A 24,464-nucleotide genomic window follows, 5' to 3' on the forward strand; every position below is an offset into this window, starting at 1 on the left:
CTTCGCATCGCGACCAGCGATGCGGAGCGGGGTGGGGTGACAGTCTATCGTCGCCGGAGGTGCTTCAGCGGACGGGCTTCCGCTTCGCGCGTGCCATAGAGCTCGACATAGATCCGTTCCAGCACGGCGCTAAGGTCAGCTGTGATCACCGAGTTCCAAAAGCGGATGACGCGATATCCTTCCTTCTCGAGCCACTGCTGTCGTTCGCGATCGTGCGTGGCGGTTTTATCTTCGTTGTGGTGCCCGCCATCGAGTTCGATGACCAACCGCTTGGCCGGGCAGAAGAAGTCGACAATGTAAGGACCGATCGGCGCTTGGCGACGAAAGTGGGAGCCATCAGTCGGCAGATCCCTCAACGCGCGCCACAGGATTCGTTCATGCGGCGTGGTATTTGCACGAAGCTTCTTCGCAGTGGCTCTTTGGATTGATGTCGAGACCATTTGTGCGGCTTCACCCCACCCCGATCGCACGTGCGATGCTGCGCATCGCACGTGCAATCGACCCTCCCCCTCCAGGGGAGGGTGAAGTGGAGCGCAATCCATGCGCGAATGCAAGCAATCAGAGGGACGATATGTTTCGACGGTGCGGCTATCTCTTCACCCTCCCCTGGAGGGTAGGGTCGCATCACATCGCGTCAGCGATGTGATGCGGGGTGGGGTGAAGGTCTATCCGCGTCGGTGATGCTTCAAGTTGCGAGTTATGCAGCTTACGCCACCATTTAAATCGCGCTTTCGCCTTCGTGCTGGAAGCCGAGATAGCTTGCGGCGACGCCCTTGTTGGCGGCGATGTCCTTGGCGGTGCCTGACAGCACGAATTCGCCGAGCTCCATGACATAGGCACGATCGGCGATCTGCAGCGCGGCCTGGGCGTTCTGCTCGACCAAGAGCACCGAGACGCCGGCTGAGCGGAGCTCGCCGACGATGCGGAAGATGTCGGCGACGATGATCGGGGCGAGGCCGAGGCTCGGTTCGTCCAGCATCAGGAGTTTCGGCGCGCCCATCAGCGCGCGGCCCATCGCCAGCATCTGCTGCTCGCCGCCGGACAGCGTGCCGGCGAGCTGCTTGCGGCGCTCCTTGAGCCGCGGAAACAGCGCGTAGACCCGCTCCAGCGAGGTGGCCGCGACCGCCTTTGCGATCCGGAAGGCGCCGAGCTCGAGATTGTCCTCGACATTCATGCTGCCGAACAATTCGCGATGCTCGGGCACGAGGCTGAGGCCGGTGGCGACGCGATCCTCGATATCTAGCGGCGCCATGTCGATGCCGGCGAAGGTGGTACGGCCCCTCAGCGGCAGCACGCCCATGATGGCGTTGAGCAAGGTGGTCTTGCCGGCGCCATTGGCGCCGATGATGGTGACGATCTCGTTGCCCGCGACGTCGAGCGAGACGCCGCGCACGGCCTCGACCTTGCCGTAGGCGATGTGGACATCGGTCACCGATAGCAGCGCACTCATGCGGCGGCTCCGAGATAGGCCTTGATCACGTCGGGGTTGCGCTTGATCGCGGCCGGCGTGCCCTCGGCGATCTTCGTGCCGAAATCCAGCACCACGATGCGGTCGGCAAGATCCATCACGAACCCCATGTCGTGCTCGACCAGCAGCACCGACATGCCGCCGTCGCGCAACTGCCGGAGCAGCGCGGCGAGCCGCTGCTTCTCCATGTGGCGCAGCCCGGCGGCCGGCTCGTCCAGCAGCAGCAGCATCGGATCGACGCACAGCGCGCGGGCGATCTCGACGATGCGCTGCTGCCCGAGCGACAGCGAGCCCGCGAGCTGGTCGATCTGGTCGGACAGGCCGACGCGCTCGATCTGCCGCGCGGCCTCCGCCAGCAGTTTCGCCTCGTCCGCGCGATCGAGCCGCAGCATGCTGGCGATCGCGCCGGAATTGCCGCGCAGATGCGCGCCGATCGCGACGTTCTCCAGCACGGTCATGTCGGGCACCAGCTTGACGTGCTGGAACGTTCTGCTGACGCCGAGCTTGACCACCTCTTGCGGCGGCGCGTTCTCGACCTCCTTGCCCTGCACCAAGATCTTGCCGCCGGTTGCGGCCAGCACGCCGGTGATCAGGTTGAAGGTCGTGCTCTTGCCGGCGCCGTTGGGGCCGATCAGCGCGACGATCTCACGCGCGTTGACGTCGAACGAGACGTCGTTCACCGCGAGCACGCCGCCGAATTGTTTTCGCGCTTTCTCGATATGCAGCAGCACCGGTGACGTTCCCGGTGCGCGTTCACGGTGTTCCAGCTTCACCGATGTGTCCGGCGTCTTGCGGGTCGGCTTGAACGGCAGCTTCGACATCAGCCAGGGCCAGACGCCCTGTGGTGCGAGCTGCAGCAGCAGCACCAGCATGATGCCGAACACGATGGTCTCGAGCTGGCTCTGGCCGCCGAAGATGTAGGGCAGGTAGCTCTGCAGCACCTCTTTCAGGATCACGACGATGGCAGCGCCGAGCACGCCGCCCCAGACATATCCGGCGCCGCCGACGACGGCGATGAACAGATACTCGATGCCGGCCTGCGCGCCGAACGGTGTCGGGTTGGCGGCGCGCTGGAAATGCGCGTAGAGCCAGCCGGACAGGCCGGCCAGCACAGCGGCATAGATGAACACCAACAGCTTGGCGCGCGGCGTCTGCACGCCGAATGCTTCGGCCGCGACATGGCCGCGCCGCAGCGCGCGGATGGCGCGCCCGGTGCGCGAGTCCAGCAGGTTCATGGTCAATAGCGCCGAGAGCAGCACCGCGACCCAGATCGCGTAGTAGATCGTATCCGGGCTCAGCATCTTGAACGCGCCGATCGACAGCGGCGGAATGCCGGAAATGCCGTCGTTGCGGCCGAGGAATTCCAGCTTGCTGAACAAATAGAACAGGCCGATGCCCCAGGCGATGGTGCCGAGCGGCAGATAGTGGCCCGACAGCCGCACCGTGACGAGGCCGAGCAGCACCGCCGCTATGCCGCTGACCAAGAGCGAAGCCGGCAGCGTCAGCCACGGCGAGACGCCGTAGGCGGTGGTCAGCACCGCCGTGGTGTAGGCGCCGAAGCCGCAGAACGCGGCCTGTCCGAACGAGGTGAGGCCGCCGACGCCGGTCAGCAGCACGAGGCCCATCGCGACCAGCGCGGCGAGGCCGATATTGTCGAGCAGCACGATCCAGAACGGCGGGATGCCCGGGAGCAGCGGGATCACCGCCATCACGAGCGCGAAGATGATGAGAGGGAGCCGCTGCGTCATCGCGCTCAATCCTTCTCTTCTTCGACCTGGGGCGCTGCGAGCGAGCGCAGCACCAGGACCGGAAGGATCAGTGTGAACACGATGACTTCCTTGAAATTGCTGGCGTAGAACGAGGAGAAGGCCTCGACGATGCCGACCACGATGGCCGCGACCGCGGTCAGGGGATAGCTGACCAGCCCGCCGATGATGGCGGCGATGAAACCCTTCAGGCCGATCAGGAAGCCGGTGTCGTAATAGAGCGTCGTGATCGGCACGATCAGGATGCCGGAGATCGCGCCGATGACGGAGGCGAGCAGGAATGCGATCTGGCCCGACAGCGTGGTGCGGATGCCGACCAGGCGGGCCCCGAGGCGATTGACCGCGGTGGCGCGCAGCGCCTTGCCGGTCTTGGTGTAACCGAAGAACAGCCACAGGGCGACGATGAAGCCGACCGTCAGGCCGTAGACGGCAAGGCTCTGGCCGGTGAAGCGCAGCGGACCCGCGGTCACCGCGGCACTCGACAGCGCCGGGCCGCGCAGGCCTTCGGCGCCGAAGAACACGAGGCCGAGGCCCTGCAGCGCCAGATGGCAGCCGACCGAGGCGATCAGCAGCACCAGCACGGAGGTGTGCGCGATCGGCTGGAACGCGATGCGGTAGAGGAACAGCCCGATCGCCGCCACGATCAAGAGCGCGAGCGCGATGTTGACGGCGATCGGCGTATGGGGACCGACTAGCGCATAGACGAGGCCGAGCAGCGCCACAGGGAAGACGATGTTGAGCGCGACCGAGCGGATCACCAGCCGGGCATGCAGCGCCTTGCGGGCGAAGAACAGGTCGAGCGCGAAGGCGACGAGGCCCATCGCGACGGCGAGGCGCACGGTGCCCGGCACCTGGCCGGTCGCCAGCATGGCGTAGCTCAGCGCGCCGTAGGTGACGAATTCGCCCTGCGGGATCAGGATCACCCGCGTCACCGCGAACACCAGCACCAGGGCCAGCCCCAGCAGTGCGTAGATCGCGCCATTGGTGATGCCGTCCTGCAGCAGGAACAGCATGATCGTTGTGTTCAAGGCCGAGCGCTCCCCCTTAAGCGTCGGACCGCCGCAGCCGGCTGTGCCGGTCGGGTCGGCCGATATCGGCTGTTGAAAGCAGCCGATATTTGATATACTCGATAACAATTATTAAATATAATCTCAAGATCCCCGAGCGTCCCGCGGGGTTTTTGTACCGGGATTGCGAGCCTGGAGCGATGACTGTTTCAAAGACCGCCTCCGATGCCGCCAGATCGTCGCGCGCCCTGCGCAGGGAACCGGTCGATCCTGCCGGGGACGACAGCATGCTGCAACTGGGCGAACTGTCCGGATTGCTCGGCTATTCGCTGAAACGCGCGCAGCTCAAGGTATTCGAGGACTTCCTGCGCTGCGTCGCGCCGCTGCAGCTGACGCCGGCGCAGTTCTCGGTGCTGTTGCTGCTCGACAAGAATCCGGGCCGCAACCAGACCGAGATCGCCAATACGCTCGGCATCCTCAGGCCGAATTTCGTCGCCATGCTGGACGCGCTGGAAAGCCGCGACCTTTGCGCGCGGATGCGCTCGACCAACGACCGCCGCTCCCACATCCTGGTGCTGACCGACCGGGGCCGCGCCGTGCTGGCGCGGGCCAAGAAGCTGGTCGCCAACAAGCACGAGGCGCGGCTGATCGAGGTGCTCGGCCCGGCCAACCACGCCGCGCTGCTGGAGATGCTGGCGAAGCTCGCGCAAGAGTTTTGACACATCGTCATTCCGGGGCGTCGCGTAGCGACGAACCCGGAATCTCGCGCAACAATCTCTGGATTCCGGGTTCGCGCCGACGCGCGCCCCGGAATGACGCTGAACTAGTCGACCAAAATCACCCGGACGTCGTTGACATTGGTCAGCGTCGGCCCGGTCAGCAGCAGATCCCCGGTCTGCGCGAAGAACCCCGTGGCGTCGTTGTTCTCGAGATACGCCTTGGGATCGAGGCCGAGCGATTTCATCTTCGCGAACGTCGCCTGATCGATCACCGCACCGGCGGGATCGGTGGCGCTGCCGGCGCCGCCGTCGGCGCCGTCGGTGTCGGCGGCGAGCGCTGCGATGTCAGGCGTGTCCTTCAGCAGATCCGCCAGCGCCAGCGCGTATTCCTGGTTGGGGCCACCGCGGCCGTTGCCGCGCACGGTCACCGTGAGTTCGCCGCCCGAAATGATCGCAACGCGCTTGCCTTCGCCGCGCGCCTTCAAGGCGAGCCGCGCGTGCGCGGCTGCGACCTCGCGAGCCTCGCCTTCGAGATCGGCGCCGAGCGCGATGGTCTCGTAGCCGACATCCTGCGCGACCTTCACCGCGGCGTCGATCGAGGCTTTCGGTTTTGCCAGCAGCTCGAATGTCGCCCGCGCAAAGGCGGGATCGCCGGGCTTGCAGCTCTCGTTCCTGGGATCGTCGAGCGCGCGGCGCACCGCGTCGTCGACGGAGAGATTGTATTTGGCGACCAGCGCGCGAGCATCCGCCAGCGTGGTCGGATCCGGCACCGTCGGCCCCGAGGCGATCGCGGAGGGATCGTCATGCGGCACGTCCGAGATCGCCAGCGTGACGATCTCGGCGGCGTGCTGGCCGGCGCGTGCCAGCCGTCCGCCCTTGATCCGCGACAGATGCTTGCGCACGGTGTTCATCTCGCCGATCGGCGCGCCGGAGCGCAGCAGCGCGCGATTGACCTGCTGCTTCTGGGCAAAGCTCACACCCTCGACGGGTGCGATCCAGTTCGCTGAGCCGCCGCCGGTCAGCAGCACCAGCAGCAGATCGTCGGGCGCGGCTTCGGCTGCCAGCCGCAGCGTATCGTCGGCGGCGCGCAGGCCGGCCTCATCGGGCACCGGATGGCCGGCCTCGACCACCTTGATGCGGCGGGTGGGTACGCCATGGCCGTGACGGGTGGTGGCGATGCCGACCAGCCGTGACGGCTCGAGGCCCAGCGTGTCGAGATAGTGCCGCTCCGCCGCCGCGGCCATGGCGCCGGCGCCCTTGCCGGCGGCGAGGCAGATCACGCGGCCCTTCGGCGCCGGCCGCAGCCGCGACGCCAGCACCACATCGGGATGCGCAGCCGCCACCGCGGCATCGAAGATCGAACGCAGGAAGGGACGTCGGTCGGTCATGGCTGTGCTTTCGTTCCGCGGTCAGTTGCCGCCGATTTCGCCGCTGATGACGTCGCCGAACAACTGCCAGCGCTCGCCCTTGAACTGCATCAGCTGCAATTGCTCGATCGGCTGGAAGTCGGCAGGGCCAGTCGACAGCGTCACGCCGGGCAGCAGGCCGCCCTGCGCAAACTGCTTCAGGCTCGCCGCCTGCTTCATCACATTAGCGCGGGTGAGGTCGTCGCCGCAGCGGCGCAGCACCTCGACCATGGTGGTCGCCATGTTGTAGCCGGTCATCGCCGAGGCATCGACGCGGTTGGTGTCGGGCATGTACTTGGCGAGCAGTTCGTCGAACGCCTTCATGCCGGCGTCGTCCTTCCACTGCGGATCGCTGGCGTCCTTGGCGTAGGCGGCCGAGATCACGCCCTGCGCATTGTCGAGGCCGGCCGGGCGCATGACGGTCGCGGTGGAGGCCGAGACGTTGGAGACGATCGTCACCGGCTTCCAGTTCATCTCGCCGAGCTTCTTGATCGCCTGGGCGCCGAATTTCGGAGTGGTGAAGAAGATGATGACGTCGGGATTGGAGGATTTCAGCCGCACCACATGGGAATCGATGGTGGGTTCGGCGACTTCATAGCTCTCCTTGGCGGCGATCCGCGCGGGATCGCCGGCGAAGCCGTCTTCCAGGCCCTTCAAATAGTCCTTGCCCATGTCGTCGTTCTGGTAGAGCACCGCGACCTTGGCGGTGGGCTTCTCCTTGAGCAGATATTTCGCGTAGATCCGCGACTCGCTCTGGTAGCTCGGCAGCCAGCCCATGGTCCACGGGAACGCCTTCGGATCGTTCCATTTGGTGGCGCCGGTCGCGACGAACAGCTGCGGCACCTTCTTGGCGTTGAGATATTTCTGGATCGCTGTGTTGGAGGCGGTGCCGAGCGTGCCGAACAGGAACAGCACCTCGTCGCTCTCGACCAGCTTGCGCGCCTGCTCGACGGCCTTCGGCGGCGAATAGGCATCGTCGTAGGAGATGAAATTGATCTTGCGGCCGTTGATGCCGCCGTCGTCGTTGACCTTCTTGAACACCGCGGCCATCGCCTTGCCGACCACGCCATAGGCCGACGCCGGTCCGCTATAGGGCACGATATTGCCGATCTTGATCTCGGTGTCGCTCGCACCGGTATCGTATTTCTTCTGCGCCCAGGCGGCATGTCCGGTCGCGGTGGCGACGGCAAGGCCGAGCAGGGCGGTTGCGACACGGTGGCGGATCGGCTTCGGCATTTCCCGAAAACTCCTTGTTGTTGCCGCCGCAGGGGCGACGGTTTCTTGTCGGGTTTCCTAGCGCATCGTCAGGCAAAGCGTAAGCAGGCATCTCGCTGGTCCGGCCCGCGAGCAGCCGCCATGACCCATGAAAAGGCCAATGAAAAAGCCCCCTGCGACGATATCGCAGGGGGCCGTTGTCAGTCGACCGTCGGCGCGACAATCAGCCGCCGACGTCGGCGCTGATGACCTCGCCGAACAGTTCCCATTTCTCGCCCTTGAACTTCATCAGCTGCAGCTGGCTGATCGGGGCGAAATCGTTCGGAGCGGTATTGATCTTGACTCCAGGCAGCAGCACTTCCGTGCGGAAGTCCTTCAGGCTCGCCGCCTGCTTCATGATGTTCTCGCGGGTGAGGTTGTCGCCGCACTGCTTGAGCACCTGGACCAGCGTCTGCGCCACGCCGAAGCCGACCACGGTGCCGCCGTCGAGCTTGTCGCCCTCGGGGAAGTCCTTGGCCATGAAGGCGTAGAATTCCTTCATGCCGGGATCATTGTCCCATTGCTTGTCGGAGGCGTCCTTCAGATAGGCGGCGGAGATGATGTCCTGCGCGTTCTCGAAGCCGGCCGGCTTGATCACGCTGCCGACCGATGCCGACACGTTGTTGAGGAAGTGGGTCGGCTTCCAGCCGATCTCGGCGACCTTCTTGATCGCCTGCGCCGCGAATTTCGGCGTCGCGATGTCGACGAACACGTCGGCGTTGCTCGCCTTCAGCTTGACGATGTTGCTGTCGATGGTCGGCTGGGAGGTCTCGAAGCTCTCCTCGGCGACGATCATGCTGGCGGCCTTCTGGCCGAGGCCGTCCTTCAGGCCCTTCAGATAGTCCTTGCCGTAATCGTCGTTCTGGTAAAGCACCGCGATCTTGGCGTTCGGCATGTTCTTCAGGATGTACTTGGCGTAGATCTGGGTCTCGCTCTGGTAATTGGGCTGCCAGCCCATGGTCCAGGGAAAGTCCTTCGGATCGTTCCATTTGGTGGCGCCGGTGGCGACGAACAGCTGCGGCACCTTCTTGGAGTTCATGTATTTCTGGATCGCCGAGTTCGACGGCGTGCCGAGCGAGTTGAAGATCAGCAGCACCTCGTCGCTTTCGACCAGCTTGCGGGCCTGCTCCACGGCCTTCGGCGGCGAGTAGGCGTCATCGTAGGAGATGAAGTTGATCTTGCGGCCGTTGATGCCGCCGGCGTCGTTGATCTTCTTGAAATAGGCGGCCTCGGTGCGGCCGATGATACCGTAGGCGGACGCAGGTCCGCTGTAGGGCATGATGTTGCCGATCTTGATCTCGGTGTCAGTGGCGCCGGTGTCGTATTTCTTCTGGGCGAGCGCCGCGCTGCCGGATGTCGCGACGAGCGCGAGCGCGGCCCCGAGGACCGCAAGTCTTGTGGTGACGGACATTGATGTCTCTCTCCCTGTTGTCAGACGAATGTGTCGCGGCCCCTTGTTTCGAGGGCTCTGTTATTTGACTGCAATGACTACCATTTCAGGCGGCCCGTCTCAATGAAAAGCCCCTGCGGCAACGCCGCAGGGGCCGCGTCTTTAGTCGACAATTAAGGGTTAACCGCCGACGTCGCCGCTCAGGATGTCGCCAAAGCGTTCCCAGGTCTCGCCCTTGAACCGCATCAGTTGCAATTGCGAAAGCGGCGCGAAGTCGGTCGCCGAGGTGTTGACCTTGATGCCCGGCAACAAGCCGCGGAGTTCGAGGTCGCGCAGGCTGGCAGCCTGCTTCATGATGTTCTCGCGCGTCAGATTGTCGCCGCACGCCCGCAGCACATGCTCGAGGCCCTGCGCGACGATGTAGGCGTACATCACCGACGCGTCGGCGCGGTTTGCGTCAGGGTAATATCTATCCAGGAATTCGTTCCAGGCGATCATTCCCTTGTCGGTCTTCCACTGCGGATCGGTCGGATCCATCAGGTATTGCGACGAGATGATGCCCTGGGCGGCCTCGAAGCCCGCCGGCTTGATCACGCTGCCGATCGAGGACGAGACGTTGTTGAGGAAGTGCAGCGGATGCCAGTCGAGCTCGGCGTTCTTCTTGATCGCCTGCGCCGCGAATTTCGGCGTGGTGATGTTGAAGAACACATCGGCGCCGGAGGCCTTGAGCCTGACGATGTGGGAATCGATGGTCGGCTCCGTGACCTCGTAACTGTCCTCGGCGACGATCATCGATGCCGCCTTGCTGCCGAGCCCGTCCTTGAATCCCTTCAGGTAGTCCTTGCCGTAGTCGTCGTTCTGGTAGAGCACCGCGATCTTCGCGTTCGGCTTGTTCTTCAGGATGTACTTCGCATAGATGATCGACTCGCTCTGGTAGTTGGGCTGCCAGCCCATGGTCCAGGGAAACTCCTTCGGGTCGTTCCACTTGGTGGCGCCGGTCGCGACGAACAGTTGCGGCACCTTCTTCTGGTTCATGTATTTCTGGATCGCCGAGTTCGGCGGCGTGCCAAGCGAATTGAAGATCAGCAGCACCTCGTCGCTCTCGACCAGCTTGCGCGCCTGCTCGACGGTCTTCGGCGGCGTGTAGGCGTCGTCATAGCTGATGAAGGTGATCTTGCGGCCGTTGATGCCACCTTCGGCGTTGATCTTGCGGAAATAGGCGTCCTCGGTCTTGCCGATCACGCCATAGGCGGAAGCCGCTCCGCTATAGGGCATGATGTTGCCGATCTTGATTTCGGTGTCGCTGGCGCCGGTGTCGTACTTCTTCTGGGCAAGCGCCGTGCTGCAGGATGCGGAGACGAGCGCGAGCGCAACGGCAATTGCCGCCAGATGTCGTATTGCAGACATGCGGTTTCTCTCCCTGATGGCAGATGATGTGTCGCGGCCCCCTGTTTCGAGGGCTCATTATTGTCTGCAAAAGCTATCATCTTACCTGGGGCGTCTCAACGAAAAGCCCCCGCGGCATGGCCGAAGGGGTTGCGTCTTTAGTCGCGCTCGCCGATCTGCCCGGACCAACCGCGGAGATTGCGGCTAGCGCTGCCGACGCTGTTGAGTTGAGCGCGCGGATGTCGACGACAATCAGCGAAGATCAGTTGCTCAGACTGCTCGAAATGATGTCACCGAACAGCTCCCACTTCTCGCCCTTGAAGCGCATCAAGCGCAATTGCTTGATCGGCGCGAAGTCGGTCGCCGAGGTGTTGATGCTGATGCCCGGCAGCAGCGTGTCGGGGACATAGTCCTTCAGGCTCGCGGCCTGCTTCATGATGTTGGCGCGGGTGAGATCGTCGCCGCACATCTCCAGCACGTGCACCATGGTCTGTGCGGCGGCGTAACCGTACGAGGTGGCGCCGTCGAGCTTGTTGGCGTCGGGAAAATCCTTCTTGAGGAAGGCAAGGAATTTCTGCATGCCGGGATCCTGATTCCATTGCGGATCGGCGCCGTCCTTGATGTAGGACGCCGACAGGATGCCCTGCGAATTTTCGAAGCCGGCCGGCTGCATCACGCCGCCGACCGAGGCCGAGACGTTGGCGACGATCTGCAGCGGCGTCCAGGCGATTTCGGCCGCCTTCTTGATCGCCTGCGCCGCGAATTTCGGTGACGTGACGCTGATGAATGCATCGGCGCCGGCGGCCTTCAGCTTGACGATGTGATTGTCGATCGTGGGTTCGGAGGTTTCATAGGCCTCCTCGGCGACGATCATCGACGCCTTGTCGCCGAAGGCGTCCTTCAGGCCCTTGAGGTAGTCCTTGCCGTAGTCGTCATTCTGGTAGAGCACGGCAACCTTGGCGTCGGGCTTGTGCTTCAGGATGTATTTTGCGTAGACCCGCGCCTCGTCCTGGTAGGACGGCTGCCAGCCCATGGTCCACGGGTAGTTCTTGGGGTCGTTCCACTTGGAGCCGCCGGAACCGATGAACAGCTGCGGCACCTGCTTCTCGTTCATGTACTTTCGGATCGCAGCGTTGGTCGAGGTGCCGATCGAGCCGAACACCAGCAGCACCTCGTCGTCCTCGACCAGCTTGCGGGTTTGCTCCACGGTCTTGGCCGGCGAGTAGCTGTCGTCATAGCTGATGAACGTGATCTTGCGGCCGTGGATGCCGCCGGACTCGTTGATCATCTTGAAGTAGGCCGCCTCGGTCCTGCCGATCACGCCATAGGCGGAGGCGGGGCCGCTGTAGGGCGCGGTGTTGCCGATCTTGATCTCGGTGTCGCTGGCCCCGGTGTCGTAGGTCTTCTGCGCCAGCGCGACATTGCAGCTCGTCAGGATCAGAGCGAATGCGGACAACAGCGCCGTCAGGGACGGACGTGCGGCAGTCATGGTTTCCCCACCTCGGGTTCTTCGTTTCGGGTATTCAATACCATCGGCGCAGGGCGTCAACAAAAAGCCCCCGCGACGGGTATCGCGGAGGCTGTTGTTTTATTCCCGCAGTGCAACGTCACTCCGAGGGGACATCGCCGGAAATGATGTCACCGAACAGCTCCCACTTCTGGCCCTTGAAACGCTGCATCTGCAGCTGGGCGATCGGGGCGAAGTCGGTGGCCGAGGTATTGATCTTGACGCCGGGCAGCAGGGTGTCGGGCGTGAAGTCCTTCAGGCTCGCCGCCTGCTTCATGACGTTGGCGCGGGTGAGATCGTCACCGCACATTTCGAGCACCTTGGCGAGCGTCTGGGCGGCGCCATAGCCGTAGACGTAGCCGCCGTCGGTCTTGTCGGCGCCCGGCATGTACTTGTCGAGAAACTCCGCCCACTTCTTCATGTTCGGATCGTTGGCCCACTGCGGATCGGCTCCGTCCTTGGCGTAGGCCGCCGACAGCACGCCCTGGGCGTTGTCGAAGCCGGCCGGTTGCATCACGCTGCCGACCGAGGCCGACACGTTGGTGATGATCTGCAGCGGCTTCCAGCCGAGTTCGGCGGTCTTCTTGATGGTCTGCGCGCCGAACTTCGGCGTGGTGTAGATCAGCAGCACGTCCGGATTGGCGGCCTTGATCTTGACGATGTGGCTGTCGATCGACGGTTCGGAGATCTCGTAGCTCTCCTCCATGATGATGCTCGTGGCGGCCTTGGCGCCGAAGCCGTCCTTGGTGCCCTTGAGGTAGTCTTTGCCGAAGTCGTCGTTCTGATAGAGGATCGCGACCTTGGCGTCGGGCTTCTCCTTCATCAGCCATTTGGCGTAGATCTGGGCTTCGCTCTGGTAGCTCGGCTGCCAGCCCATGGTCCACGGGAAGTTCTTCGGGTCGTTCCACTTGGTCGCGCCGGTGGCGACGAACAGCTGCGGGATCTTCTTGGAGTTCAGGTATTTCTGGATTGCGGTGTTGGACGGCGTGCCGAGCGGATTGAAGACCAGCAGCACTTCGTCGCTCTCGACCAGCTTGCGCACCTGCTCGACCGCCTTGGGCGGCGAATAGGCGTCGTCATAGCTGACGAAATTGACCTTGCGGCCGTTGATGCCGCCGCGGTCGTTGATCATCTTGAAATAGGCTTCTTCGGTCTTGCCGATCACGCCGTAGGCGGAGGCTGGGCCCGAATAGGGGATGATGTTGCCGACCTTGATCTCGGTGTCGGTCGCGCCGGTGTCGTATTTCTTCTGGGCGAATGCGGCAGTGGACGTCGCGGCAACGATCGCCGCGGAAATCGCGGCGATCCGAACGGTAGAAAGCATAATGTCTCCTGGTTTGGTTCTATAGGCTCTCAATTGGTTTGAGCATGATCTCTTTCGGAAAACCGCTTCGCACTTTTCCGGATCATGCTCCTAGTTCTTCTTGAGCTTCGCGGCGAGCTGCTGGGCAATGATCGCAACCTGCCTGGCGCCGTGCGGCACGAGGAAGATGACGAGGAACAGCAGCACGCCGAACACCGCGCCGGAAAGGCCCTTGGAGATGCCTTCGGCGATGTTCGGCACGAAGATGATGAAGGCGGAGCCGACGATCGAGCCGGGCAGCCAGCCGACACCGCCGACCACCATGCCGAGGAACAGCGAGATGGCGAGCTGGATGGTGTAGCCGTCGGGTGCCACGAACTGCACCGCGATGGCGCCGAGACCGCCGGCGACGCCGGTGATGCCGGCCGAGACGCCGAACGCCAGCGTCTTGTACAGCGCGACGTCGACGCCCATCGCGGACGCCGCGATCTCGTTGTCGCGGATCGCCATGAAGGCACGGCCGGAGCGCGAGCGCAGCAGGTTCACCGAGGCGACGTAGATCGCGATCGAGACCACCAGAGTGAAGTAGTAGAGCCACATGTCCTGCGACATCGGCAGCCCGAACGGCGCATCTGGCTTGGTGACCACGAGGCCCTGCACACCGCCGGTCCAGTGCTCGAAATAGCCGAGCTTGAGCAGCTGCGGCATGGCGGTTGCGAGCGCAAAGGTCGCAAGCGCCAGATAGACGCCCGAGAGCCGCAGCGCCGGCTGGCCGAACAGGAAGCCGAAGCCGAAGCAGACGATGCCGGCGATCGGCAGCGTGAGGGCATAGTTCATGCCCGCATGCTCCATCAGGATCGCCGAGGTGTAGGCGCCGACGGCGTAGAACGCGCTCTGGCCGAGCGAGAACTGGCCGCTTCCGCCGGTCAGGATGTTGAGCGCCAGCACCGCAAGCGCGTAGATCAGAAGCATCGTCATCTGGAAGATGATGAAGTTCTTCACGAACAGCGGGATCAGGACCAGCGCGGCGAGCACGACAAGCGAGGTGCCATAACCCAGCGTCATGGCGCGCTTGGGCACGGCCTCGACGGCCTGGCCCTCGGTGACGACTTCGACTTCTTCAGCGGCGCTCATGATCAAACTCGCTTGACGATGGCGCGGCCGAACAGGCCTGCCGGTTTCACGACCAGGACGACAATGATCAGCGCAAGCGCGATCGGAAGTTTCAGCTCATTGCCGACGCCGGGGATGTAGGTGCCGACCAGGTTCTCGAAGATGCCGACCAGGAAGCCGCCCATCACGGCGCCGAACGGCGAGCTGAGGCCGCCGAGCACGGCCGCGGCAAAGCCGTAGATCAGCACGCCGAGCATCATGTTCGGCTCGAGGAACACCACGGGGGCGATCATCATGCCGGCGATCGAACCGATCGCGGACGCCATGCCCCAGCCGAGCGCGATCATCCACGAGGTATTGATGCCGACCAGCCGGGCCGATTCAGGCAGCGAGGCGGCCGCGCGCATCGCAAGGCCGACCCGGGTGAAGCGGAAGAAGAAGAACAGCAGGAGCAGCATCAAGAGCGTGATGCCGATCATGCCGGCCTGGTGGGTCGAGATCAGCTGGCTGCCGAGGAACGGCGAGGAGCCGAACGGCGTCGGGTATTGCTTGATGGTGAAGTCCCAGATCAGGCCGGCGACCGAGTTGATGATCGCGTACAGCGCGATGAAGCCGGCGACGTTGGTCAGGATCGGCGCCTTGGCCAGCGGCTTGAACAGCAGCCGCTCGATGATGATGCCGGCGACGAACGAGAAGGCGACAGTGAGCACGAAGGCGCCCCAATACGGCACGCCCCATTGCATCAGCTGCCAGGACACGAAGGTCGAGAACATCGCCATTTCGCCCTGGGCGAAGTTCAGATGGTCGATGGCCTGGTAGATCATCACGACCGCGAGCGCCATGCAGGCATAGATCGCGCCCGTGGCGATGCCGGCCAGGACCTGGTTGGCAAAAAGCTCCATTGTGCCAGCTCCCTCAGTAGCCGAGATAGGATTTGCGGACGTCTTCGTTGTTCGCGATGTCCTTGGCATTGCCCGACATCACGATCCGTCCGGTTTCGATCACATAGGCCTGGTCGGCGAGCTCGAGCGCGAGCTGCGCATTCTGCTCGACCACCAGGATGGTCACCTTTTCCTCGCGATTGATCTTGCCGAGGATGCGGAACAGGTCGCGCACGATCAGCGGGGCGAGGCCGAATGACGGCTCGTCGAGCAGCATCAGGCGCGGCCGCAGCATCAGCGCGCGCGCCACCGCGAGCATCTGCTGCTCGCCGCCGGACAGCGTGCCCGCCTGCTGGGTGTAGCGCTGCTTCAGCACCGGGAAATGCTCGTACATCCGCTCGATGTCGGAGCCGATGGCGCCCTTGTCGGAGCGGCTGATGGCGCCGAGCTGCAGGTTCTCCTCCACCGTCATGTTGGTGAAGGTGCCGCGGCCCTGCGGCACATGGGCGATGCCGAGCCGGACCACGTTCTCGGTCGAGCGCGTGCCGATCGGCTTGCCCTCGAACTCGATCGCGCCGGTCGAGCGCACCATGTTGCAGATCGCCCGCAGCGTGGTGGTCTTGCCGGCGCCGTTGGCGCCGAGCAGCGTGGTCAGCGAGCCCTCGTTGAGGGAAAAGCTGAGGCCGTGCAGGGCCTGGACCTGGCCGTAATAGGCGCGCAGGTCCTTGACGTTGAGCATCGCTGTCATTGGTCCTTGCTCCCCAGATAGGCCTTGATGACGTCGGGGTCGGCCTGGACCTGGGCCGGCGTGCCTTCGGCCAGCTTGCGGCCGAAATTGAGCGCGACGACGTGGTCGGCGATCGACATCACGAGACCCATGTGATGCTCGACCAGCAGCACCGTAATTTTACGGTCATCGCGGATTTTGCGGATCAGATCGCCGAGCACATAGACTTCCTCGTGATTGAGGCCGCCGGCCGGCTCGTCGAGCAGCAGGATCTTCGGATCTGCGGCCAAAGCGCGCGCCAGCTCGACGCGCTTCTGGGTGCCGAACGGAAGTCCCGAGACCACGGTGTGGGCGACGTCCTCGAGATCGAGATAGCCGAGGATGTCGTGCACCTTCTTGTTCATGTCGCTCTCGCCGCGGCGGACCCAGGCGAGGCGCAGCGAGTCGCTGACGATGTCGCTCGAGGTGCGCGCATGCGCGCCGACGCGGACATTGTCGATCACGGACAGATTGGGAAACAGCGCGACGTTCTGGAAGGTGCGGCCGATGCCGATCTCGGCGATCCGGTGCGGGGGCCGCGACAGGATGCTCTTGCCTTCCATCAGGATGTCGCCGGACGACGGCTGGTAGAGCCGCGACAGGCAGTTGAACAGCGTCGTCTTGCCGGCGCCGTTCGGTCCGATCAGGCCGAGGATCTGTCCATGGCGCATGTCGAACGACACGCCATTGAGTGCGATGATGCCGCCGAACACGACGCTGACGTCGCGAACCGCGAGCAAGGGATCATTCCCTTGCGCGAGCTGTGCCTGCGTCATCTCGTCTCGCCCGCCGTCTTCGAGCTGTGCGAGCGGCCCTGCGATGCGTTTCGCTGGACGTGATGGAGGCTATCTGATCCCCTCGGCCAAACGTGCAACTTTCCCTCCTACTCTGGTCTTTTTGCGTTCTTCTTTTTTGGATTGCGGCGCCATTCCACCGAGCGCCTGCTCGATGTTCCTTACCATCGCGACAAGACGAGGTCCAATGTCGTTGAGCAATCTATCTTCCGTGAAACGGAATGCCGGCGCGCCGCAATTGAAGGCGTAAGGACCGGTTCCGTCATTCAATCTCAATGCAACACCGACAGCGGCAACATCATCCTGCCAGTCGCCGGTCGACATGGTGAAGCCGTGCTTCGCCACCGTCTCGCCGGAACGTTCGATGCCGTCGCGCATCTTGGCCCAGCGGCTGCCATAGTGATCCCGCAGCTCGCGTAATAAAGCTGCGCGCTCCTCGGGTGGCAATGCCCAAATATAGGCACGTCCCATCGCGGTGGTGGCGATCGGCACGCGCGAGCCGACGTCGAGCTGCACGCCGAGCGCCAGGCCGTTCCGGCTCTGGCCGAAATAGATCATGCTGTGACGGTCGCGGCCGCCGACCGCGACGGCGCCGCCGGTCGCGCGCATCACTTCTTCTCGATAGGGTTCGGACAAATGCCGAACGCCGAGATTGGCGAGCGCCGCGTAGCCCAGCGCCATCGCCGACGGCGCGAGCTGATACTTTTCGAATTTCGGTACAGGTGTAAGGTATCCCAGCTTTGTCAGCGTATAGGTCAGCCGGGAAATGGTTGGCTTCGGTAACTTGGTGCGGGCGGCAATCTCCTGATTGCCGAGCAGCCCGTCATTGGGTTGAAATGCGCGCAGGACATCCAGTCCGCGGGAAAGCGCGACGACGAAATTGCGATCGGTCGCTACCTTCTTGCTGGCGCGCTTCATCCCTATCCTTGTCCTGCCCTTGTCATGCTCGTTGACAAGGCTCGTGCTTCAAAATAACCCTCCGTGTCAAGATGTGGAATTAAATTTCGCAGTGCGAAATTGGTCTAATCGTAGCGGCTCGACGCAAGTCGTGCAGCTACTCAACGCAAGTTCAAGAACAAGCATCCAGGGAGAGTCCCGGTGAGTGAAGTCGTCAAGCTCGAACGTCATGACAATATTGCCGTCGTCACGGTTAACAGTCCGCCCGTGAATGCGCTGAGCGCTGCGGTGCGCGGCGGCATCTTCGAGTGCATCAAGGCCGCGATCGATGATGCGCAGGTCCAGGGCATCGTGCTGACCTGCGCCGGCCGCACCTTCATCGCCGGCGCCGACATCACCGAATTCGGCAAGCCGCCGAAGCCGCCCGGCCTCGCCGAAGTGCTGAGCCTGATGGAAAGCTCGCCGAAGCCGATCGTCGCCGCGATCCACGGCACCGCGCTCGGCGGCGGCCTCGAGGTTGCGCTGGCCTGCCACTACCGTGTCGCCACCAAGGACGCCAAGCTCGGCCTGCCCGAGGTGAAGCTCGGCCTGCTGCCGGGCGCCGGCGGCACCCAGCGCCTGCCGCGCGCGGTCGGTCCCGAGCTCGCGGTCAAGATGATCGTCGGCGGCGACCCGATCAGCGCCGATGCGGCGCTCAAGGCCGGCCTGATCGAGGAGATCGTGGAAGGTCCGGCCTCGGGTGGTGAGGCATTTGCGCGCAAGGTGGTCGCCGAGAAGCGTCCGCTGCGCAAGCTGCGCGATGATGACAGCAAGCTCGCGGCGGCGAAGGCCGACCGTTCGATCTTCACCAATGCGGTCGCCGCGCTGACCAAGAAGTCGCGCGGCCTCGAGGCGCCGTTTGCCGCTGCCGACGCCGTCGGCGCCGCGATCGACCTGCCGTTCGAGGAAGGCCTGAAGAAGGAGCGCGAGGGCTTCCTCAAGCTGATGAACGGCGAGCAGTCCAAGGCGCAGCGCTATGCGTTCTTCGCCGAGCGCGAGGCCGCCAAGATCTCCGGTATCCCCGAAGGCACCAAGGGCCGCAACGTGGCGCGCGTCGCCATCCTCGGCGCCGGCACCATGGGTGGCGGCATCGCGATGTCGTTCGCGAATGCCGGCATCCCGGTCACGCTGATCGAGACCGGCGAGGAGCAGCTCAAGCGCGGCATGAGCATCATGCAGAAGAACTATGAAGCGACCGCCGCGCGCGGCGGCATCCCGGCGGATGCGCCCGCCAAGCGGATGGCGCTGATCAATGGCGTCGTCGGGATCGAGAACGTCGGCGACGCCGATCTGGTGATCGAGGCGGTGTTCGAGACCATGGCGGTCAAGAAGGAAGTATTCGGCAAGCTCGATCAATACGCCAAGCCGGGCGCGGTGCTGGCCTCCAACACCTCGTACCTCAACATCGACGAGATCGCGAAGTCGACCAAGCGTCCGCAGGACGTGCTCGGCATGCACTTCTTCTCGCCGGCCAACGTCATGAAGCTGTGCGAGATCGTGCGCGCCGACAAGACCGCGCCCGACGCGCTCGTCACCGCCGTGTCGATCGCCCGCAAAATTGCAAAAGTGCCGGCCGTGGTCGGCGTCTGCGACGGCTTCGTCGGCAACCGCATGCTGGCGCAGCGCGGCAAGCAGTCCGAGAAGCTGTTGTTCGAAGGCGCGCTGCCGCAGCAGGTCGATGCCGTGGTCACCAAGTTCGGCATGCCGATGGGGCCGTTCGCGATGGGCGATCTCGCCGGCCTCGATATCGGCTGGCGCTCGCGCAAGGACCGCGGCATCAAGTCGGAGATCGCCGACGCGCTCTGCGAAGCCGGCCGCTTCGGCCAGAAGACCGGCAAGGGCTACTACAAGTACGAGCCGGGCTCGCGCGCGGCGCTGCCCGATCCGGAGGTCGAGAAGCTGATCGACGAGACGCTGGCGCGCCTCGGCCGCAAGAAGCGCGTCGTCACCGACGACGAGATCCTCGAGCGCATGATGTATCCGATGATCAACGAAGGCGCGAAGATCCTCGCCGAGGGCATCGCGGCGCGTCCGTCCGACATCGACGTGGTCTGGCTCTATGGCTATGGCTGGCCGATCTATCGCGGCGGCCCGATGTTCTGGGCCGACACTGTCGGTCTCAAGCACATCGCCGATCGCCTGGCCTTCTACGCCAAGGAGACCAACGATCCCTCGCTCGAGCCGGCGCCGCTGCTCAAGAAGCTCGCCGACGAAGGCAAGACCTTCGCCTCGCTCGCCGCTGCGTCGAAGGCGGCGTGATTGGCTTCCTGGCCACGGACTCGCTGGTAGGGTTCCCTCCCCCCTTGCGGGGGAGGGTTAGGGAGAGGGGTGGCTGCATCGGGACTGCCCGAGTGGTACCCCTTCCCCCAACCCCTCCCCGCAAGGGGGAGGGGAGCCCGCGCAGCGGGGTCACCTCACGGATGCAAGACCATTCATGACCTATCCCGGCGAACAATATTATCCCAAGGGCGTGAAGTGGAGCGACGAGATCACGCGCGGCACGCTGCCGGACCTGCTCTCGAACGCCGCCGCCGAGTTCGGCGCCCGCCCGGTGCTCGAATTCCGCGACCGGCAGATCAGCTACAGCGAGCTTGAGTCCCTGGTCGAGACCGCCGCCGCCGCTTTCCTGCGGGCCGGTTACGGCAAGGGCACCTCGGTCGCGCTGTTCCTCGGCAATTCGCCTGACCATCCGATCAATTTCTTCGGCGCGCTGAAGGCCGGCGCGCGCGTCGTGCATCTGTCGCCGCTCGACGGCGAGATCGCGCTGTCGCACAAGCTCTCCGATTCCGGCGCGCGCGTGCTGGTCACCAGCAACCTCTCGGCGCTGCTGCCGACCGCGCTGAAGTTTCTCGACAAAGGCCTGCTCGATCGTCTGATCGTTTGCGAGGACGACAATTGGGGCAAGGTCGGCACACCGCAAACCGCGCTGCCTGACAATCCCGCGATCATCACGCATCGCCAGTTCATCGACGGCGCAACGAAGCCGTCGCAATGGCCCGTGGTCGACGTCGAGGACGTCGCGCTGCTGCAATATACCGGCGGCACCACCGGCCTGCCGAAGGGCGCCATGCTCAGCCACGGCAATCTCACCGCGGCGGTGTCGATCTACGATGTCTGGGGCAAGCCCGGGCGGCTCGAACGCAACGCGATCGAGCGCGTGATCTGCGTGCTGCCGCTGTTCCACATCTACGCTTTGACTGTGGTGCTATTGTCGGTGATCCGGCGCGGCCATCTGATCTCGCTGCACCAGCGCTTCGACGTCGAGGCGGTGATGCGCGACATCGAAGTCAAGCGTGCGACGGTGTTTCCCGGCGTGCCGACGATGTGGATCGCGATCGCCTCGCTGCCCGATCTCGACAAGCGCGATCTCTCCTCGCTGGTGGTCGCCGGCTCCGGCGGCGCGCCGCTGCCGGTGGAGGTGGCCAAGATCTTCGAGCGCCGCGTCGGCATGAAGCTGAAGAGCGGCTGGGGCATGACCGAGACCTGCTCGCCCGGCACCGGCCATCCCAAGGAAGGACCGGAGAAGCCGGGCTCGATCGGATTGATGCTGCCCGGCATCGAGATGGACGTGGTGTCGCTGGAGGATTCCACCAAGGTGATGCCGATCGGCGAGGTCGGCGAAATCCGCATCCGCGGTCCGAACGTCACCAAGGGCTACTGGAACAGGCCGGCGGAGACCGCGGAGGCCTTCGTCGGCGACCGCTTCCTGACCGGCGACATCGGCTACATGGACGCCGACGGCTATTTCTACCTGGTCGACCGCAAGAAGGACATGATCATCTCCGGCGGCTTCAACGTCTATCCGCAGATGATCGAGCAGGCGATCTACACCCATCCCGCAGTGCAGGAGGTGATCGTGATCGGCATTCCCGACGATTACCGCGGCGAGGCGGCCAAGGCCTTCATCAAGCTGCGCGACGGCGAGAAGCCGTTCTCGATCGACGAGCTGCGCGCATTCCTCACCGGCAAGGTCGGCAAGCACGAATTGCCGGCAGCGGTCGAGTTCGTCGACGAGCTGCCGCGCACTCCGGTCGGCAAGCTGTCGCGTCACGAACTGCGCCAGCAGCAACCCAAGACGTCTCAATCGAAACCACAACAGACTGCAGGATCCCGTTCATGACCGACGCCGTTATCGTCTCCACCGCCCGCACGCCGATCGGCAAGGCCTATCGCGGCGCGCTCAACGCCACCGAGGGCGCGACCTTGCTCGGTCACGCGATCGGCGAGGCGGTGGCACGGGCCAAGGTCGATCCGAAGGAGATCGAGGACGTCGTGATGGGCGCGGCGATGCAGCAGGGCGCGACCGGCGGCAACATCGCGCGCAAGGCGCTGCTGCGCGCCGGGCTGCCGGTGACGGTCGCCGGCACCACCATCGACCGTCAGTGCGCCTCCGGCCTGCAGGCGATTGCGCTCGCCGCGCGCTCGGTGATCTTCGACGGCGTCGAGATCGCGGTCGGCGGCGGCGGTGAATCGATCTCGCTGGTGCAGAACGACAAGATGAACGCGTTCCACGCCCAGGATCCGGCGCTGCTCAAGATCAAGGGCGAGGTCTACATGCCCATGATCGACACCGCCGAGATCGTCGCCAAGCGCTACAACATCTCGCGCGAGAAGCAGGACGAGTACGGCCTGGAAAGCCAGCGCCGCACCGCGGCCGCGCAGCAGGGCGGCAAGTTCAAGGACGAGCTCGCGCCGATCACCACCATGATGGCGGTGGCCGACAAGGCGACCGGCGCGGTCACGATGAAGGAAGTGACGCTGTCGCAGGACGAAGGTCCGCGGCCCGAGACCACGGCCGAAGGGCTCGCCAGCCTCAAGGCGGTGCGCGGCGAGGGCTTCACCATCACCGCCGGCAATGCCAGCCAGCTCTCGGACGGCGCCAGTGCCTCGGTGATCATGAGCGACAAGGAAGCCGCCAAGCGCGGGCTGCAGCCGCTCGGCATCTTCCGCGGCTTCGTCTCCGCCGGCTGCGAGCCGGACGAGATGGGCATCGGCCCGGTGTTCGCGGTCCCGCGGCTCCTCAAGCGCCACGGTCTCAAGGTCGACGACATCGGTCTCTGGGAGCTCAACGAGGCGTTCGCGGTGCAGGTGCTGTACTGCCGCGACAAGCTCGGCATCGATCCGGAGAAGATCAACGTCAATGGCGGCGCGATCTCGGTCGGCCATCCCTACGGCATGTCGGGTGCGCGGCTCACCGGTCACGCGCTGATCGAAGGCCGTCGCCGCAAGGCCAAGTACGCCGTCGTTACCATGTGCGTCGGTGGCGGCATGGGCGCAGCCGGCCTGTTCGAGGTGTTGCAGTAATTCCGTCGTCCTGGCGAAAGCCAGGACCCATACCCCGCGGCCGGGGTAAAGGGCACAGACGGCGGTCGCCTTCACAAGACAACGAAGGCCGGTGGTAATGGGTCCTGGCTTTCGCCAGGACGACAACGAAACAAGGCGTTAGTTTTCGCTCAAAAGGAGGATCCGATGGATCTCGCTTTCACCAAGGAAGAGATAGCGTTTCGCGAGGAGGTGCGGGAGTTCTTCAAGAACAACGTGCCGCCTGAGACCCGGCGCAAGCTGCAGGAAGGCCGCCATCTGTCGAAGGACGAGATGGTCACCTGGTGGCGCATCCTCAACAAGAAGGGCTGGGGCGTCACCCACTGGCCGAAGGAATATGGCGGCACCGGCTGGACCACCGTGCAGCACTACATCTTCAACGAGGAGCTGCAGTCCTATCCCGCGCCGCAGCCGCTCGCCTTCGGCGTCAGCATGGTTGGCCCTGTGATCTACACCTTCGGCAATGAGAAGCAGAAGAAGGAATATCTGCCGCGCATCGCCAATGTCGACGACTGGTGGTGCCAGGGCTTCTCGGAGCCGGGCTCGGGTTCGGACCTCGCGTCGCTGAAGACCACGGCCGAGCGCCGTGGCGACAAGTGGATCATCAACGGCCAGAAGACCTGGACGACGCTCGCCCAGCACGCCGACATGATCTTCTGTCTCTGCCGCACCGACAAGAACGCGAAGAAGCAGATGGGCATCTCCTTCATCGTGTTCTCGATGAAGTCGAAGGGCGTCACCGTGCGCCCGATCCAGACCATCGACGGCGGCCACGAGGTCAACGAGGTGTTCTTCGACGACGTCGAGGTGCCCTACGAGAACCTGATCGGCGAGGAGAACAAGGGCTGGGATTACGCCAAATTCCTGCTCGGCAATGAGCGCACCGGCATCGCCCGGGTCGGTGTCTCGAAGGAGCGGCTGCGCCGCATCCGCGCGCTGGCCTCCAAGGTCGAGTCCGGCGGCCGTCCGGTCATCGAGGATCCGGCGTTCCGCGAGAAGCTCACCGCCTGCGAGATCGAGCTGAAGGCGCTCGAGCTCACCCAGCTTCGCGTCGTCGCCGACGAGGGCAAGCACGGCAAGGGCAAGCCCAATCCGGCCTCCTCGGTGCTCAAGATCAAGGGCTCGGAGATCCAGCAGACCACCACCGAGCTCCTGATGGAGATCATCGGTCCGTTCGCCGCGCCCTATGACGAGCACGGCGATGCCGGCTCCAACGAGAGCATGGATTGGACCGCGCAGATCGCGCCGAGCTATTTCAACAACCGCAAGGTTTCGATCTACGGCGGCTCAAACGAGATCCAGCGCAACATCATCAGCAAGGCCGTGCTGGGGCTTTGATGCTCTTCTCCCTCGCCCCGCTCTTGCGGGGAGAGGGTTGGGGTGAGGGGCTTCTCTCCGTGCAGGGAATGCCGAGAGACCCGTACCCCCTCACCCGGATCGCATCTG

Annotated in this window: 20 protein-coding genes; 5 read left to right on the plus strand and 15 right to left on the minus strand. The window is 64.2% G+C overall.

What is annotated here, in order from left to right; genetic code table 11:
- Positions 1 to 44: 44 nt before the first annotated feature.
- The 4 genes from QDT69_RS36735 to QDT69_RS36750 form a co-directional block, all read right to left on the minus strand.
- Positions 45 to 440 carry an endonuclease domain-containing protein gene (locus QDT69_RS36735; protein ID WP_279711343.1) on the minus strand — a complete coding sequence of 132 codons (396 nt, stop codon included), beginning with the start codon at positions 438 to 440 and terminating at the stop codon, positions 45 to 47.
- Positions 441 to 718: 278 nt separating this feature from the next.
- On the minus strand, positions 719 to 1,450 hold the full coding sequence (locus QDT69_RS36740; protein ID WP_279711344.1) for an ABC transporter ATP-binding protein: 732 nt from the start codon (positions 1,448 to 1,450) through the stop codon (positions 719 to 721).
- Complete coding sequence (locus QDT69_RS36745; RefSeq protein ID WP_279711345.1) at positions 1,447 to 3,216, minus strand: branched-chain amino acid ABC transporter ATP-binding protein/permease; 1,770 nt, start codon at positions 3,214 to 3,216, stop codon at positions 1,447 to 1,449. The genes QDT69_RS36740 and QDT69_RS36745 overlap by 4 nt, the downstream gene beginning before the upstream one ends.
- A gap of 5 nt (positions 3,217 to 3,221) precedes the next feature.
- On the minus strand, positions 3,222 to 4,262 hold the full coding sequence (locus tag QDT69_RS36750) for a branched-chain amino acid ABC transporter permease (RefSeq protein ID WP_279711346.1): 1,041 nt from the start codon (positions 4,260 to 4,262) through the stop codon (positions 3,222 to 3,224).
- A 179-nt stretch (positions 4,263 to 4,441) separates the two neighbouring features.
- On the opposite strand from QDT69_RS36750, the gene QDT69_RS36755 reads away from it, so the two are divergent.
- A complete protein-coding gene (locus QDT69_RS36755; protein WP_050425473.1) occupies positions 4,442 to 4,960 on the plus strand; it encodes a MarR family transcriptional regulator in 519 nt (172 codons plus the stop codon).
- Between the two features lie 104 nt (positions 4,961 to 5,064).
- On the opposite strand, the gene QDT69_RS36760 is transcribed toward QDT69_RS36755, so the two are convergent.
- The 11 genes from QDT69_RS36760 to QDT69_RS36810 all read right to left on the minus strand — a co-directional run bounded on the left by QDT69_RS36760 (position 5,065) and on the right by QDT69_RS36810 (position 17,678).
- A complete protein-coding gene (locus tag QDT69_RS36760; RefSeq protein WP_279711347.1) occupies positions 5,065 to 6,348 on the minus strand; it encodes a glycerate kinase in 1,284 nt (427 codons plus the stop codon).
- A gap of 21 nt (positions 6,349 to 6,369) precedes the next feature.
- Positions 6,370 to 7,602 (minus strand): ABC transporter substrate-binding protein, encoded by a 1,233-nt coding sequence (locus tag QDT69_RS36765; protein ID WP_279711348.1) that lies wholly within the window; start codon positions 7,600 to 7,602, stop codon positions 6,370 to 6,372.
- Positions 7,603 to 7,804: 202 nt separating this feature from the next.
- Positions 7,805 to 9,031 (minus strand): ABC transporter substrate-binding protein, encoded by a 1,227-nt coding sequence (locus QDT69_RS36770; RefSeq protein WP_279711349.1) that lies wholly within the window; start codon positions 9,029 to 9,031, stop codon positions 7,805 to 7,807.
- A 159-nt stretch (positions 9,032 to 9,190) separates the two neighbouring features.
- Positions 9,191 to 10,417, minus strand: a complete 1,227-nt coding sequence (locus QDT69_RS36775; RefSeq protein ID WP_279711350.1) for an ABC transporter substrate-binding protein — start codon at positions 10,415 to 10,417, stop codon at positions 9,191 to 9,193.
- A gap of 241 nt (positions 10,418 to 10,658) precedes the next feature.
- Complete coding sequence (locus QDT69_RS36780; protein WP_279711351.1) at positions 10,659 to 11,885, minus strand: ABC transporter substrate-binding protein; 1,227 nt, start codon at positions 11,883 to 11,885, stop codon at positions 10,659 to 10,661.
- 118 nt (positions 11,886 to 12,003) lie between these two features.
- Complete coding sequence (locus tag QDT69_RS36785; protein WP_279711352.1) at positions 12,004 to 13,227, minus strand: ABC transporter substrate-binding protein; 1,224 nt, start codon at positions 13,225 to 13,227, stop codon at positions 12,004 to 12,006.
- A gap of 90 nt (positions 13,228 to 13,317) precedes the next feature.
- On the minus strand, positions 13,318 to 14,340 hold the full coding sequence (locus QDT69_RS36790; RefSeq protein ID WP_279711353.1) for a branched-chain amino acid ABC transporter permease: 1,023 nt from the start codon (positions 14,338 to 14,340) through the stop codon (positions 13,318 to 13,320).
- A 2-nt stretch (positions 14,341 to 14,342) separates the two neighbouring features.
- Entirely contained in the window at positions 14,343 to 15,221 is an 879-nt protein-coding gene (locus tag QDT69_RS36795; RefSeq protein WP_074131932.1) for a branched-chain amino acid ABC transporter permease, read from the minus strand.
- A 13-nt stretch (positions 15,222 to 15,234) separates the two neighbouring features.
- Positions 15,235 to 15,948, minus strand: a complete 714-nt coding sequence (locus QDT69_RS36800) for an ABC transporter ATP-binding protein (RefSeq protein WP_050426335.1) — start codon at positions 15,946 to 15,948, stop codon at positions 15,235 to 15,237.
- Positions 15,945 to 16,742, minus strand: coding sequence for an ABC transporter ATP-binding protein (locus QDT69_RS36805; protein WP_050406254.1), 798 nt, complete (start codon positions 16,740 to 16,742; stop codon positions 15,945 to 15,947). The genes QDT69_RS36800 and QDT69_RS36805 overlap by 4 nt, the downstream gene beginning before the upstream one ends.
- Positions 16,743 to 16,811: 69 nt before the next feature.
- Positions 16,812 to 17,678, minus strand: coding sequence for an IclR family transcriptional regulator (locus QDT69_RS36810; RefSeq protein WP_076864184.1), 867 nt, complete (start codon positions 17,676 to 17,678; stop codon positions 16,812 to 16,814).
- A 180-nt stretch (positions 17,679 to 17,858) separates the two neighbouring features.
- On the opposite strand from QDT69_RS36810, the gene QDT69_RS36815 reads away from it, so the two are divergent.
- The 4 genes from QDT69_RS36815 to pimC all read left to right on the plus strand — a co-directional run bounded on the left by QDT69_RS36815 (position 17,859) and on the right by pimC (position 24,356).
- The gene (locus tag QDT69_RS36815) at positions 17,859 to 19,955 is read left to right on the plus strand and encodes a 3-hydroxyacyl-CoA dehydrogenase NAD-binding domain-containing protein (protein WP_279711354.1); all 2,097 of its coding nucleotides are present in this window, start codon (positions 17,859 to 17,861) and stop codon (positions 19,953 to 19,955) included.
- Positions 19,956 to 20,130: 175 nt separating this feature from the next.
- A complete protein-coding gene (gene pimA / locus QDT69_RS36820; RefSeq protein ID WP_279711355.1) occupies positions 20,131 to 21,816 on the plus strand; it encodes a dicarboxylate--CoA ligase PimA in 1,686 nt (561 codons plus the stop codon).
- The gene (locus QDT69_RS36825) at positions 21,813 to 23,000 is read left to right on the plus strand and encodes an acetyl-CoA C-acyltransferase (RefSeq protein ID WP_279711356.1); all 1,188 of its coding nucleotides are present in this window, start codon (positions 21,813 to 21,815) and stop codon (positions 22,998 to 23,000) included. Before pimA ends, QDT69_RS36825 begins: the two co-directional genes overlap by 4 nt.
- A 165-nt stretch (positions 23,001 to 23,165) precedes the next feature.
- Entirely contained in the window at positions 23,166 to 24,356 is a 1,191-nt protein-coding gene (gene pimC / locus QDT69_RS36830) for a pimeloyl-CoA dehydrogenase large subunit (protein WP_279711357.1), read from the plus strand.
- Positions 24,357 to 24,464: the final 108 nt, after the last annotated feature.

The sequence above is a fragment of the Bradyrhizobium sp. CER78 genome (assembly GCF_029846235.1).
GTDB lineage: Bacteria > Pseudomonadota > Alphaproteobacteria > Rhizobiales > Xanthobacteraceae > Bradyrhizobium.

Coding starts and splice junctions, on each gene's coding strand:
- QDT69_RS36735 (WP_279711343.1), bottom strand. CDS start 440: ATGGTCTCGACATCAATCCAAAGAGCCACTGCGAAGAAGCTTCGTGCA.
- QDT69_RS36740 (WP_279711344.1), bottom strand. CDS start 1,450: ATGAGTGCGCTGCTATCGGTGACCGATGTCCACATCGCCTACGGCAAG.
- QDT69_RS36745 (WP_279711345.1), bottom strand. CDS start 3,216: ATGACGCAGCGGCTCCCTCTCATCATCTTCGCGCTCGTGATGGCGGTG.
- QDT69_RS36755 (WP_050425473.1), top strand. CDS start 4,442: ATGACTGTTTCAAAGACCGCCTCCGATGCCGCCAGATCGTCGCGCGCC.
- QDT69_RS36760 (WP_279711347.1), bottom strand. CDS start 6,348: ATGACCGACCGACGTCCCTTCCTGCGTTCGATCTTCGATGCCGCGGTG.
- QDT69_RS36765 (WP_279711348.1), bottom strand. CDS start 7,602: ATGCCGAAGCCGATCCGCCACCGTGTCGCAACCGCCCTGCTCGGCCTT.
- QDT69_RS36770 (WP_279711349.1), bottom strand. CDS start 9,031: ATGTCCGTCACCACAAGACTTGCGGTCCTCGGGGCCGCGCTCGCGCTC.
- QDT69_RS36775 (WP_279711350.1), bottom strand. CDS start 10,417: ATGTCTGCAATACGACATCTGGCGGCAATTGCCGTTGCGCTCGCGCTC.
- QDT69_RS36780 (WP_279711351.1), bottom strand. CDS start 11,885: ATGACTGCCGCACGTCCGTCCCTGACGGCGCTGTTGTCCGCATTCGCT.
- QDT69_RS36785 (WP_279711352.1), bottom strand. CDS start 13,227: ATGCTTTCTACCGTTCGGATCGCCGCGATTTCCGCGGCGATCGTTGCC.
- QDT69_RS36790 (WP_279711353.1), bottom strand. CDS start 14,340: ATGAGCGCCGCTGAAGAAGTCGAAGTCGTCACCGAGGGCCAGGCCGTC.
- QDT69_RS36795 (WP_074131932.1), bottom strand. CDS start 15,221: ATGGAGCTTTTTGCCAACCAGGTCCTGGCCGGCATCGCCACGGGCGCG.
- QDT69_RS36800 (WP_050426335.1), bottom strand. CDS start 15,948: ATGACAGCGATGCTCAACGTCAAGGACCTGCGCGCCTATTACGGCCAG.
- QDT69_RS36805 (WP_050406254.1), bottom strand. CDS start 16,742: ATGACGCAGGCACAGCTCGCGCAAGGGAATGATCCCTTGCTCGCGGTT.
- QDT69_RS36810 (WP_076864184.1), bottom strand. CDS start 17,678: ATGAAGCGCGCCAGCAAGAAGGTAGCGACCGATCGCAATTTCGTCGTC.
- pimA (WP_279711355.1), top strand. CDS start 20,131: ATGACCTATCCCGGCGAACAATATTATCCCAAGGGCGTGAAGTGGAGC.
- QDT69_RS36825 (WP_279711356.1), top strand. CDS start 21,813: ATGACCGACGCCGTTATCGTCTCCACCGCCCGCACGCCGATCGGCAAG.
- pimC (WP_279711357.1), top strand. CDS start 23,166: ATGGATCTCGCTTTCACCAAGGAAGAGATAGCGTTTCGCGAGGAGGTG.